The sequence below is a fragment of the Parablautia sp. Marseille-Q6255 genome (assembly GCF_951230155.1).
GTDB lineage: Bacteria > Bacillota > Clostridia > Lachnospirales > Lachnospiraceae > Choladousia.
Genome location: NZ_CATNVD010000010.1, coordinates 1 through 12,533, shown reverse-complemented (window position 1 = coordinate 12,533; position 12,533 = coordinate 1). Strand labels below are relative to the sequence as shown.

Below are 12,533 nucleotides of genomic sequence, written 5' to 3'. Positions count from 1 at the left end.
GGCAATATAATGGAAAATAAAAGACCACTTTCTGTCACGAACGGCCGTGTGTATATTGATGGTGTACTGGTAGCTGACTCCTGCAAATATAATGCAGTGCTTAAGCCGAAAGTATGGGAGGGAAAAGCGCTTGGCGATCAGGGCACTAACCGCCGCTGGATAGGATATGACATCACGGGAACAATCGACGCATGGAAAACAAACAATCTCTATAAGGAAAAGGCACTCGAGTATATCAAGAGTGGGAAAACTCCAGAAATGACGATCTACTCTGTTAATGATGACACGAATTCCGATTTCTACGATAAGCTTGGAAAGAAGGACGAGCTTACTTTAGTTGGATGTGTACTTACAGGGGATATTCCGTTAATGGATTTGGACACCGACGGAGATGTGGCGAAGATCTCTGTTACTTTTGGAGCAAAAAATCTGATTGCCTAAACTTTTCATAGAGGACCGAAAGGTCCTCTTTTCTATTACAGGAGGATAACACTATGGATATGAAAGCGTTCATGAAAAGCGATTTGAAAGACAGGGGGACTATTGAATTTAAAGGAATCGATCGCTTCTTAGATGATAAGGGAAAACCTATTCCTTTTATTCTTCGGAGACTTTCGAGGAATAGAGTACAGGAGATCAGAAATCTCTACAGAACAAAAGATGTATTCTATGACACATCGTCAGGATCAAAACGCCCCCTGCTCACAGCCGATGGTCAGGTGGCAACAATCGTGAACTATGATGCAGACAAAGTAAGCACGCATATTATGATTGAGTCATTTGTGCAGCCGAAACTGGATGATAAAGAGCTTATGGAATACTATGGCGTACTTGATCGGATGGATATGCCGGCGATTCTCTTCCCGGACAGAGCAGAGTATGATTACGCAAATAAGTGTGTAATGATTGCGTGCGGTATGTCAGAAGATAAGGACGAAAAGGTTATTGATGACTTAAAAAACTGATGAGCGGAACCGGCGGCGGAAATTATGACTGGTACTGGGGACATATTCTCTGGCAGCGAAAAGGGATGCCTTTTGAAGAATGGGTAGAAAAATCCCACAGTGAAAAAATGATGTATATAGCGTCAGAGCAGTTAGAGATGCAGACGCCGGTTTCTGCGATGGATCGGTTGGCAAAAGTATATATTAAAACGGCAAGGGGGTGATACTGTGAGCGATTTGACGATGAGGCTGAAACTCGATGAAGATGTAAGCCAAAAACTTAAAAAGATAACCTCGGAAGGAAAGAATGTACGGAAAGAAATGAAATCGATAGGAGAGGCTATCGATGAAGCTTTTCAGGCAAATGAAGTGGCAGACTTTTCAGATGTCTTCAGTGAGGAATTTGATGATATAGGGACTTCTATAAATAATTCGATGAATACTTTCGTTCGTTCTATAGATCAATCTGCCGATAAGCTTGAGCAAGCTTTAAGAGGGTTGGACAAATCTATTCCGGAAGAGAGTAATCTTCCGAAGATTGGTGACGATGCAGATGACGCAAGCCGTTCCTTGAGTGATTTAAATGGAAATGCTGATACGCTCGGCAGTACACTGAAAAGGCTGTTCACCATCGCAGCAGGAGCAATAGCATTTGATAAGCTGAAAGACTTTTCGTTTGATACTCTTGAAGAATCAGCGACTGCGAGTGCAAGAGAAGCGCAGTTTTCACAGGTTTTTGCTGGGTTGGAAGAAAGTGCAGATGCAAGTCTTGGACAAATTGCAAATGACACAGGTATTCTTGAAAACAGAATGAAAGAAAGCTATACATCCGTTGCTGCGTTTGCAAAAACAACAGGTATGGAAACAGCGGATGCTATGGAGTTAAGTAATCGGGCTATGGTTGCTGTGGCCGACGGTGCAGCGTTCTACGATAAGTCAATGGAAGAGATGACAGAAGGTCTTCGATCATATCTGAAGGGGAATTATGAGAATGATGCATTGCTCGGACTTTCAAGTACGGAATTCACCCGTAACGCTGAAGCAATGGAGCAATACGGTAAAGAATTCAAGGACTTAACAGAGGAGCAGAAACAGTGGACATTGTTATCTATGGTAGAAGATGCAAATAAGCTGTCTGGAGCATTAGGGCAGGCAGCTCGTGAAGCAGACACATGGAGCAATCAAACAGGAAATCTTGAACAAGCATGGACAGATACAAAAGCCAATCTCGGAGATAACATCATGGATCAGTCGATTGGTGTCGTAAAAACACTGACTGAAAATATGGACGAGATTGAGGAGCCGATGAGTCGTATTTTTTCGATGGCAGGTAACGCATTGGAGGATATCGTACCTATGATTCCAAGTGGATTAAATGCGATAGCAACAGGTATCGAAACTGTTGGCTCTGCATTGGGAGCGTCATATAAGTTTGTAGCAGAAAATCCAAAAGCAATTGGTACTGCGCTCACTTCGATTGCATCAGGAATGATTGCCATGAAAGCTGCAAATAGTGCCGGAAATATTGCGAAGATGGTATCCGGAACAAATGGGCTCTCGGGCGCCTTGTCAAAGCTGAGCACGAGTGTTTTTGGAAGCCCATGGGCGGCCGGTGCAGCTATAGTAACCGCATCTGTTGTCGGAATAGCAAAAGCAATAGACGATTACAATGATCTTCAGGTGGAATCAAATCTTGATTCACATTTTGGAGAAATATCTTTAGATGATGCGCAGGCGAAAGATTTAGCATCTCAGATTATAGATGTGGATTATATTGCCGATATGCAGCTTGCAGGCGTGAGCTTCGATGAAAGCGAGTCTTTGATTGATAATGCGGAATCATTGCTTGCTGACATGGATTACCTACACTGGAAAGCAAATGTGGTTGCGGAGCTGAGTGACAGCGAGAAAGCGTTATTATTATCGAATCAAGATGAGTTTACAAAAAGCGTCACGGATGCCCTTGAAAAAGAGACATATTCAGCGGAACTTGCAGTAGAAGCTCTTCTTGGAGAAGCAAATGCCGCACCGCTGGTTGCGCAAATGCAGACATGGTTTAAAACTGATCAAGCCAATCTCGAACAGCTGAGCGGTGCAATTACAGGGATTATGCAAGAGGCTTTGGAGAAAGGCGTATACGATGTAAACGCGCAGACAGCAGTATCGATACTACAACAGAAGATGATGAGTATTGTGAGTGCACAGCGAGAAGCAGAGCAAGCGGCCGAGCTTGACTGGCTTGAGCTTACTTCCTCCGGTGCTGCATTGGCTGCTGATTCATGGGCTGATGTCGTTAATTATATGGATGAATATCGGGTAGAAGCTGCGGAAAAAAGTAAAGATACCTATACAGATGCTCTTGAATACTTCAATCTGGCAAATTTGAACGGTCATATTGATTATGCAATGCTTGAGAATATAAAAGGGGTATTAGGGCAAGCTCTGGATAATCAGGATGCCACATGGCTTACAAATTCATTCAACTGGCTTAGTGAATCCCTGAACGATGCATACGGAAAGGAGCTTGGAACTGCCCACACTGAAATCGATCAAACAAGTTCAGAGGCTGTGGATAGCATTAACCGTGTAATAACCGATATGGAACAGGGGATAGTTGGTCCGGAAAACGTGCTGAATCAGATGGAAAATGCATGGCTGCAAATTGATAGCGGACTTTCATCTGACACACAGGGGGCGTTAAAGGATCGATTTGAAAAAATGCTGCCAACTGCAGAGGAGATGGGCGAGATTATTGACGAATATCGAGAAAATAATAAATCCGTTCCTCAGACACTGATGGATGCTTATGAGGAAATGATGGATATCGGTGCTGCCGCAGGAAACTCTGATTCGCTTTATGCACAATTGGCAGAACAGATTGTTGATACGCAGGGATATGATACATTCATGTCACGCCTTGAGGAACTTGGCATAATAATTCCAGAGCAATTTCAAACAGCACTTGATCGTGCCAGCACTGAAACTACAAATCTGGATTATTCCGAAATCTGGGATGGTCTATCAGAAGCAGTGACTCCTGAAGGTGAAATTGATACTTCAAAGGTTCAAGAATGGTTAAGCCAGTACGGTTATTCTATTGAAGAGTATATGAATGGAATGGAGATTGAAGGTGAACCAACTGTTAAAATGTCTGAATTCGACATATCAGAAGCGGCAAAAGAACTAAGTGGGTTAATCGCTACTGATAATGTGATTACTCTTCAGGGAGGAGCAATTGCAATTGAGTATGAAGTAGAATCCGGACAGACACTTAGCGAGATTGCTGCGAATGTTGGAATTGCCCTTGATGAACTCCTTGCCATCAATCCGGAGATTGAAAATCCCAATATTATCAATGTTGGACAAAAAATAAATATTCCGGCGAGCATGGTGGATGTTGACACAGCAGAAATAGGAACTGCCGTAAAGAATCAAGCACAGGAGTCATCAACACAGGCTTTTTCTGATCCCTTAGAAGCAAATGGAGAGGTTGGGGTTTTGATGGAAAAAGAAAGTGACAATATCCCTGAGATATACGATCAGACGGGAAGCGAATTGCAAAGTGCATTCAACACATCGTTTCCTGTTACAGCCAAAGCGTTGATCACTGTTGATTATTCTATCGCAAATCCAACAGCTACAATTGGGATATCTGGGGGCGCGACGGGATATGCACCGTTGAGCTCTTATATAATGCACGCTGAAGGAGGAATTTTCGATACACCGCACTATGGCGTGTTTGCTGAGGAAGGTCCAGAAGCATTTATTCCGATTGACGGATCAGATAATGCAAAAGCAATCTGGCAAGAAACAGGAGAGCGATTGGGTGTTTTGGGAAATTTCGAAGGCAGCGAGCTACAAGGCGCTGCATTTTCACCTCCGGAAGAAGCTGATATGCGTAATGAATATGTGCGAAATGATAACCGTAGGATTGCTATAGATATCAATGGTAGCGGGGAAATCAGTGCTGGATCTTCGAAAGCGGAAATCGTTAATTATATCATGGACAATATCGAAGATATTATTCTTGATATCATATACGATGAAGATGTTGGGGAAGGGGATAGAACGCATGAATGGTAGGTATCAGATGTGGTTGAACTATGACAATGACAAGAAGAAACTTCAATTTCCTGTTCTTCCAGAAGATATAAAAGTCACGATAAAGGATAAACCGGTATCGGTATCCTTGGAAACTGTTGGCGAGGTCATTCATAAGACGAAAAGGGATGCGATGGTAATATCCTTTTCATGCTTTTTTCCCGCATCATACGGAAGCTACTGTGCGATACCGGAAAGTAAGTTTTTGCCGGCTAAAACATATCATCAGGCTATGTTAGAGCGGATTGATATGGACGAACCGTGCCATTTTGTTTTGGTTGCGCCTACGTTACCTGTTAATATTTATGCGATAATCACAGGATATACGTTCAAGGAGGATGGGGGTGATCCTGGTACGATTCAATACAGTCTGGAACTGAAAGAATTCAGAAGTGTTACCGTTCGCACAATAAAAAACCCGCATAAAAAAGCAAGCGTATCATCCGGATCCAACCGAAAAAACCAAAAGAAAAAGAAATCATCAAAGTCTAAAATGGATAAGTACACTGTGAAGAAGGGTGATTGTCTATGGAATATTGCAAGAAAATACTATGGGGAAGGAAAACAGTATACAAAAATTCTGAAAGCGAACAAGACGGTATTGAATCAGGCTGCAAAGAAGCGGGGATACAGCAATTGCCGCGATGGAAGGCTGATTTTCCCTGGGACAGTAATTAAGATACCGTAAATGAGGAGAGAGCGTATGGTTGATATTAAATTTGTCGCCGGTAGGGATAGTCAGTGGAAGGATTATTCAGATCTGGTAAAGCAGGTTTCGTTGTCTGGAAGAAAGGGCTCTGCACCACGAGTTCTTCAGGTCGTATTGCTGGATTCGGAGCAACATGACAGGGCAGAGATATACTGCGGTGACGGGATTACATGCGTGTTTTCTGCCGATGGAAAAGAGCGCTTTCGAGGGTTGATTATGTCGGACGATAGTGGATCCTCAAAAACATTGACTATCAAGGCATATGATGAATGTATCTATTTGGCGAATAACAGAGAATCATTCTCTTTCAAGAAAAAGACAGCTTCTTACATTTTTAAATACTGCTTGAAAAAGTTAGGTCTTAAATTAGGATCTGCAGTAGATACAAAATATGTAATTCCGGAAATAAAGGAAACCCGCACTACTTTCTGGGATGTGATACAGGAAGCTTTGGAAAAGACATATAAGGCGACGGGACGTCGCTATTATGTGTATGCCGATATGGGGAAAATTTATTTAAAACGACGCAAAGAGCAGGCAGAATTGCCAGTGTTGGAGCTGAATACCAATACCGAAGATTACAGCCGTTCTCGCTCAATTTATGACTCCAGAACGCGTATTAAGCTGACTACTTCTAAAGGAAAAACCAAGAAATCATATACCAATAAAATATTAGAAAAAAAAATCGGTAGATTTCAAGAAATGGAAAGTGTGGATGAAGATGCTTCGGCAGCAGATATCAAGCAACAGATCAATACGTTTAAGGAAGAAAAGGCTCTTGTGAAGCGCTCAATGAAGTGGATTGGTACAGGAAATTGGGATATTGTTGCTGGGGGATGTGTGTATGTGAATATCCCCTATTTGAATGAAAAACGTGTAATGTATGTGGATGAAGATAAGCATACATGGACGAAAAGGCGGCACAGTATGAAGTTGACACTGAATTATGCATCAGATATTGATAAGGCGGGGTGAAAGAGTGAGAAAAAACAGCTTGAAAGGTATGATACAAGAATTATGTTCACGGTACATACCGGAGATCGTTCCAGCACAGGTGACAAAAGAGTATCCGCTACGATTGAAGATGCTTAATGAAACAGACATGGAGATAGCTGGGGAATCGGTTATTATTCCATCTACAAAAAAAAATCTGACCGTTGGCGAGAATGTATACCTGTTGGTTTTGAAAAATAAGGGTGAAATATTCTACCTGTTGGATAGGATGTGATGGTATATGGAAGGTGCGAGTGTGATTTCTGTACCATTTGACATTGAAGGTATTGATACAGAGCAGCGTACTACCCGGACATACGGTATGGACATGGAGCACAAACGAATTGTTGGAATGGTTGATGGTGAAGAGGCACTAAAGCAAAGTATTTGGAAAATGCTTAGTACGGAGCGATTTAAACACCTAATCTATTCAGATAATTATGGATCTGAGATTATGGACCGTGCTATGGATACGGAACTTACAGAAGAATTTTTGGAATCAGATATTCCAGAATTGATCAAAGATGCACTGATGATTGATGATCGCATTCTGGATGTGGATAACATATCATGGAAGTGGGTAGGTCGAGACAGCGTATCAATTTCATGTAGTGTGATTACTGTTTATGGAGCGCTGCTGGTAGAGGGGGTGGTAAATTGATTCGGAATTTTGAAGATCTCAATTTGGAAGATATAGATGAAGCGTTTCTGTTTGAACAGGCAGAGCAAATGGGAGAAAAGCTTGGGGTAGACACACGCGAAGGAAGTATCTATATGGATGCATCGTCAGGACATATCATTCGTACAGCAAAGTTTTTCGACGACATGAGGCAAATTAAGACCATCATTAGCTTGTCCAGCTGCACCGGAGATGTACTGACGGAAAAGATGGCAGAACAAGGATTGCAGAGAAACCCTCCAGTCCCAACGCCTGCAACTTATGATGTCGAATTTGTTGGCACTCAACCAGAAGTGGGAGATCGTATGACGGTAGGAGAATATTATTTTGAAGTGCAGACATCAGATGAGGGGAAACTGATCTTGGTATCTGAGGAAACAGGTACTGATTTGAATACACTGGCACCAGGAACTGTCGTGATACCAGAATGGGACGTTGACGGTTTGGAGAGTGCAACATTGGGCGCTATCCTTGTACCCGCACAGAATGAAGAATCTGACGATGATGCAAGGCAGCGTCTGATTGAAAAAATCGCAGGACCAGCAGAAAATGGAAATATCCATCAATACAAATCGTGGTGTGAAGAAGTAGATGGGGTAGGAAGTGCCAGAATAATACCTCTGTGGAACGGTCCCAACACGGTAAAGGCTATACTGATTGGTGTGAACGGGAAACCAGCAGCGGAAAGCGTGGTAAAGGCTGTTCAGGACTACATCGATCCGGGCGGAAACGGAATGGGGCAAGGAGTCGCCTCCATAGGTGCCTGCTTTGTTGCCGTACCAGCTATTGCTGTGATAATAAACATATCCGTGTCAATACAGAAAGCATCATCAGCAACTATTGAGGAAATTAAAGAGCAAATAGTTAAGCTGATTACTGAATATTTCCGAAAAAACGCGTTAGATAGCAGCGATTTTGTCGTGCGATATAACTGGATTGGATCACAGTTGGTCGGAATTGATGGAATAGTTGATTATGATCGGCTGCTGATCAACGAGTCAAATAGTAATGTTGAAATAGGGAGAGACAGTGTAGCGGTTCTTGGGGAGGTGACGGTTAATGAATATATTTTATAACGATCTCCGCAGCGGGTACGAAGAAGTTGCAGCCAGCGGTCCATCCTACTGGACTGAATTTAAAGAGATGGATGCAGTATATAAGTTTTCTGGCTGGACAATTGATCTTATGGCACATTTTCTTGAGCGCTTGGTACAAAATCAGTTTGTGCAATATTGCGATGAAAAAACGTTGTATATGTACGAGCAAATTTTGCATTTGAATGCAACGGGATTACCAATTGACGGACGAAGACGTGCCATCGCTGCAGCATTGCTGGGATACGGGAAGTTGTCCGCTGAAGACATTGCCGCAATTGTGGAAGCATTTACTGGATCAGACTGCTATGTGGCATGGGATGGAACCGAATTGAGACTAAATCTTGCAAACTCTGAGGCAGGTATTTCCTATCCGTCACTGATTCAGATTCTATCCAACCGAATTCCGGCACATATATTTTTCTCACTGCTTTCTAAATATGCTGTGCAGGCAGATGACTATGTCGGAATGGCACACAGATTCACACCAAGATATAATATTCAGTGTGAAAAACTGAATTATTATTATCTGAGAAATCGAGTCGGAATTGGATATGTTATGAATCCGAAGATTATCATACAGTGAAGGGGGTGAGAAAAAGATGGCACAATTTAGAAAAGCTGTTATTACGCAGAAAGGGTTGGCACTGCTTCAAAAAACCCAAATGCAGAATATTAAGCTTGAGTTTTCAAAGATAGTATCTGGTTCCGGATCATATACAGAAGATGAAGTTCTTGATGGAGCAACAGCACTGAAACAGCAGATGCAGGAATTTCCGTTTTCGTCTGTGGATGTCGTTGATCCGCAGACGATCAAGCTTGTATCCGTCATTTCGAATAAAGGATTGCAATCAGCATATTACATCAGAGAGATTGGAGTATATGCAACGGATCCGGGTGAAGGAGAAATCCTATATTCGTTGGCTGTTGCTTATCCGGACAAAGCAGACTATATGCCTGCTTATGATGGGGCGGCACCTGTGACAATCGGTCTTGACACATTTCAGGCTGTATCGAACAGCGAGAATGTTACTATCCGCGCAGACACAGGAGCATACGCATCTGCGGAAGACCTGAAAAAGCTTGCAGAACGATTCGAAACACATATCCGAGACAATCCTCGCGTAATGTTTGGCAGTGCAGATACGGATATTACGGAAAATACAGTCCTGTTTATTACAGATGAAGAACAGGTTGTCGGTGATTTTGCAGGAGCATCATATACAAACATAATGATCGCTTCAGAAGCGCCTGGATCAGGAGAAAACTGGGCGCAAACAGACAACATAGTATCAGGTAAATTAGCAGTATCGGAAAAAGAGCCAGCCGATGCTGCTTTTTTTGCAAAAATTATTTAAATTAAGGAGGAATTTGAAAATGGCAAATGAAAGAGCATTTATGTACCGCAACACAGCGCAGACAGGGGAACCACCGGTATGGGAAAAGTGGTTTTCGAAGACTGTAGCAGACGCAGTTCTGATGAGCGACAGTGAGGGCGAGAGCAAGACGATTGTCGATTTCGTTAACGAAAAAATCAAAGACTTGATCGGTACCGCTCCAGAAACGTATGACACGCTGCAGGAGATTGCACAGTACATCGAAGAGCATAAGGAAGTAGCTGACGCACTGAATGAAGCTATCACCAAGAAAGCAAATGCTGACGATATCCTGTATAAGAATCAGACACCGTCCACTGTAGCTGTCGGTGGCATCCCGAAGGGCTTTGTCCCGCCGGAAACAGGCGTGCAGGCGGTTGAGATGATCAACAAGATGCTGCATGCCTATGTATCACCGTCTGTGACTGCCTCCGCGGTTCCGAAAAACGGAGGAACATTCGAGATTGGAACGAGTGAGCAAGTAACTGCCGTAACAGTCAATATCACCATGGGTTCCGCAGCAATCACAAAGATTGAGGTACTGGACGGCAGCGAAGTAATCGGAAGTCTGACATCTGGAATCAAGGGCGGAGCAAATACTGTAACACTCGCAGAACCGCTGACCGTGACCGCGAATAAGCAGTTGTCTGTTAAGGTAACAGATTCGGACAACAAGTCGGTAACTGCAAAAACAGGCACATTTACCTATGTAAGTCCGTACTATTATGGCGCAATCGCAGCCGGAGCTACGGCTACTGAGGAGATCATCAAGGCAGCTACAAAGTCTGTTACGGCAAAGGGAAATAAAACATTCACGTTTACGTGCAATAATCAGAGGATGCTGTTCGCTTATCCGAAATCATATGGCAATCTGGCGAAGATTTTGGATGCGAACAGTTTTGATGTTACAGGTACATTTACAAAAACAGAGGTAACAGTCGGTGACGTGGTATATTATGCATACGTTAATGATCCGTCTACAGTTGCATCATTCAAGATGACATTTAATTACTAATTTGCAAAGCAGGAAAGGAAGGTATGAATATGAGTTTTGCGGATAAGAAAGGTATTACAGTAGCGTCAGGTTTTAAGCTTCAGGCAGCGGCACTTCTGGATGCTCGTGAGCAGGTCGACACAATTGCGGATCGCGACGAACTCGTCAGGATTAACGCCGTCACGGAAGGTTTAAAGGTATACGTCAAAGAGACAAAGACGCTGTATGTCTATAATGGAACAGGATGGGACGAGCTGAGTAAAGGGCAGGGGTATGTGCACCCTGATGCCCCTGGATATAAGCATATCCCTGCCGGGGGAACAGCGGGACAGGTTTTAAAAAATAAAGCACCCGGAGAAGCGGAGTGGGCAGATGAGAAAGACTACACGGAAGAGCTGGCGACAAGGGTGCCGACAAGCCGCAAGATCAATAACAAGCCGCTGACTGGTGACGTAACGCTGGCGGCAGCGGACGTCGGCGCTATTCCAACAACGGATAAAGGTGCTGCAAACGGTGTAGCAAGTCTGGATGAAACCGGAAAAGTACCGGCAGCACAGCTCCCGTCGTATGTTGATGACGTACTGGAATTTGATAATCAGGCAGGCTTCCCGAAAACAGGCGAGTCTGGAAAAATTTATGTCGCAAAAGATACAAACAAGACATATCGTTGGTCTGGCAGTGCCTACACAGAAATTTCCGCATCTCTGGCGCTTGGTGAGACAGCTTCTACAGCATTTCCGGGAGACAAAGGAAAGATGGCGTACGATCACAGTCAGGCAGCACACGCACCTGCAAATGCGCAGAAGAACGTACAGGCTGACTGGAATGAAAGTGACACGGAAAGCGATGCATATATTAAGAATAAGCCGGATATTAAGGAATATACGCACCCAGAATCGCATCCGGCGTCTATGATCACTGAGGATGCTACACATCGGTTTGTATCCGATACCGAAAAGGAGAAATGGAATAATAAGCCGGAGGTATATTTTGCATCTGAGTTGCCATCAGAGGCGCCGGCAGGATCGTTATGCTTCTTGATTTAGGAGGGGTGCTATGATTACTAAAAAAATCAAGCATAAAGATAACACTGGTGTCGTACATGAGTACGACATCGGCGCTGATGCGAAGAACATCAGTGAGGATACTATACATCGGTTTGTGTCTGACAAGGAGAAAGAGGAATGGAGCAGGAAAATGGATCCTGCTGGAAATGCATCGGAGTCCACAGTTGCATTCCAGCAGGCTGAAAGGCGGGAAAATATCTCGACTGGCGAAAAGCTGGCTGGATTGTTTGGGAAGATTTCAAGATGGTTTTCAGATCTGAAAAACCATTCGTTCGCAGATCTGATTCAGAATGCTACGACAGCGGATACCACGCGGGCGGTATCCGCCGCTGTGGCGAAGAATCTACAGGACCAGATAACCCAACAAAACACGAATATGTTACAGTCACGCGGAGGCTGGTTGTCTGATTTGACAGTCCAAGCATCATCAAATTCAGTATTTAAAGTATCATTCACACCATTCCCACGCGAATGCATAATACTTATCCCTATTGTCCGCGGTGGAATTCAATTTCCGGTATGGGTTAATCTGTTAGATAACGGATCGGCTGAAATCGCTGCCATCAGTACAAACGG

At 43.5% G+C, this 12,533-nt stretch carries 14 protein-coding genes; all 14 read left to right on the top strand.

Translation table 11 applies throughout. The features are described 5' to 3' along the window. Positions 1 to 9 precede the first annotated feature (9 nt). Complete coding sequence (locus QOX44_RS08645; RefSeq protein ID WP_283682677.1) at positions 10 to 441, top strand: phage tail tube protein; 432 nt, start codon at positions 10 to 12, stop codon at positions 439 to 441. A gap of 53 nt (positions 442 to 494) precedes the next feature. Further along, positions 495 to 965 carry a phage tail assembly chaperone gene (locus QOX44_RS08640; RefSeq protein ID WP_283682676.1) on the top strand — a complete coding sequence of 157 codons (471 nt, stop codon included), beginning with the start codon at positions 495 to 497 and terminating at the stop codon, positions 963 to 965. Further along, the gene (locus QOX44_RS08635; protein WP_283682675.1) at positions 965 to 1,168 is read left to right on the top strand and encodes a hypothetical protein; all 204 of its coding nucleotides are present in this window, start codon (positions 965 to 967) and stop codon (positions 1,166 to 1,168) included. The genes QOX44_RS08640 and QOX44_RS08635 overlap by 1 nt, the downstream gene beginning before the upstream one ends. A gap of 4 nt (positions 1,169 to 1,172) precedes the next feature. After that, positions 1,173 to 5,027, top strand: a complete 3,855-nt coding sequence (locus QOX44_RS08630) for a LysM peptidoglycan-binding domain-containing protein (protein ID WP_283682673.1) — start codon at positions 1,173 to 1,175, stop codon at positions 5,025 to 5,027. Beyond that, positions 4,987 to 5,733, top strand: a complete 747-nt coding sequence (locus tag QOX44_RS08625; protein WP_283682671.1) for a LysM peptidoglycan-binding domain-containing protein — start codon at positions 4,987 to 4,989, stop codon at positions 5,731 to 5,733. Before QOX44_RS08630 ends, QOX44_RS08625 begins: the two co-directional genes overlap by 41 nt. A gap of 15 nt (positions 5,734 to 5,748) precedes the next feature. After that, positions 5,749 to 6,729: an XkdQ/YqbQ family protein gene (locus QOX44_RS08620; protein WP_283682669.1), complete on the top strand. Its 981-nt coding sequence runs from the start codon at positions 5,749 to 5,751 to the stop codon at positions 6,727 to 6,729. 4 nt (positions 6,730 to 6,733) lie between these two features. Beyond that, on the top strand, positions 6,734 to 6,982 hold the full coding sequence (locus QOX44_RS08615; protein WP_283682668.1) for a hypothetical protein: 249 nt from the start codon (positions 6,734 to 6,736) through the stop codon (positions 6,980 to 6,982). A 6-nt stretch (positions 6,983 to 6,988) separates the two neighbouring features. After that, on the top strand, positions 6,989 to 7,408 hold the full coding sequence (locus QOX44_RS08610; RefSeq protein ID WP_283682667.1) for a DUF2634 domain-containing protein: 420 nt from the start codon (positions 6,989 to 6,991) through the stop codon (positions 7,406 to 7,408). Further along, positions 7,405 to 8,502, top strand: a complete 1,098-nt coding sequence (locus tag QOX44_RS08605) for a baseplate J/gp47 family protein (RefSeq protein WP_283682666.1) — start codon at positions 7,405 to 7,407, stop codon at positions 8,500 to 8,502. The genes QOX44_RS08610 and QOX44_RS08605 overlap by 4 nt, the downstream gene beginning before the upstream one ends. Beyond that, positions 8,486 to 9,106, top strand: a complete 621-nt coding sequence (locus QOX44_RS08600) for a hypothetical protein (RefSeq protein ID WP_283682664.1) — start codon at positions 8,486 to 8,488, stop codon at positions 9,104 to 9,106. Before QOX44_RS08605 ends, QOX44_RS08600 begins: the two co-directional genes overlap by 17 nt. Before the next feature lie 16 nt (positions 9,107 to 9,122). After that, positions 9,123 to 9,878, top strand: coding sequence for a phage tail-collar fiber domain-containing protein (locus tag QOX44_RS08595; protein ID WP_283682663.1), 756 nt, complete (start codon positions 9,123 to 9,125; stop codon positions 9,876 to 9,878). A gap of 19 nt (positions 9,879 to 9,897) precedes the next feature. Next, positions 9,898 to 10,911 (top strand): hypothetical protein, encoded by a 1,014-nt coding sequence (locus QOX44_RS08590; RefSeq protein ID WP_283682662.1) that lies wholly within the window; start codon positions 9,898 to 9,900, stop codon positions 10,909 to 10,911. A 23-nt stretch (positions 10,912 to 10,934) separates the two neighbouring features. Next, complete coding sequence (locus QOX44_RS08585; RefSeq protein WP_283682661.1) at positions 10,935 to 11,936, top strand: hypothetical protein; 1,002 nt, start codon at positions 10,935 to 10,937, stop codon at positions 11,934 to 11,936. 10 nt (positions 11,937 to 11,946) lie between these two features. Then, a partial coding sequence (locus QOX44_RS08580; protein ID WP_283682660.1) for a hypothetical protein occupies positions 11,947 to 12,533 on the top strand: 587 nt, incomplete at its 3' end.

Excerpts from the sequence above, each read along its gene's own strand:
- QOX44_RS08645 (WP_283682677.1), top strand. The coding sequence starts at position 10 with ATGGAAAATAAAAGACCACTTTCTGTCACGAACGGCCGTGTGTATATT.
- QOX44_RS08640 (WP_283682676.1), top strand. The coding sequence starts at position 495 with ATGGATATGAAAGCGTTCATGAAAAGCGATTTGAAAGACAGGGGGACT.
- QOX44_RS08635 (WP_283682675.1), top strand. The coding sequence starts at position 965 with ATGAGCGGAACCGGCGGCGGAAATTATGACTGGTACTGGGGACATATT.
- QOX44_RS08625 (WP_283682671.1), top strand. The coding sequence starts at position 4,987 with ATGAAGATGTTGGGGAAGGGGATAGAACGCATGAATGGTAGGTATCAG.
- QOX44_RS08620 (WP_283682669.1), top strand. The coding sequence starts at position 5,749 with ATGGTTGATATTAAATTTGTCGCCGGTAGGGATAGTCAGTGGAAGGAT.
- QOX44_RS08610 (WP_283682667.1), top strand. The coding sequence starts at position 6,989 with ATGGAAGGTGCGAGTGTGATTTCTGTACCATTTGACATTGAAGGTATT.
- QOX44_RS08600 (WP_283682664.1), top strand. The coding sequence starts at position 8,486 with ATGAATATATTTTATAACGATCTCCGCAGCGGGTACGAAGAAGTTGCA.
- QOX44_RS08595 (WP_283682663.1), top strand. The coding sequence starts at position 9,123 with ATGGCACAATTTAGAAAAGCTGTTATTACGCAGAAAGGGTTGGCACTG.
- QOX44_RS08590 (WP_283682662.1), top strand. The coding sequence starts at position 9,898 with ATGGCAAATGAAAGAGCATTTATGTACCGCAACACAGCGCAGACAGGG.
- QOX44_RS08585 (WP_283682661.1), top strand. The coding sequence starts at position 10,935 with ATGAATATGAGTTTTGCGGATAAGAAAGGTATTACAGTAGCGTCAGGT.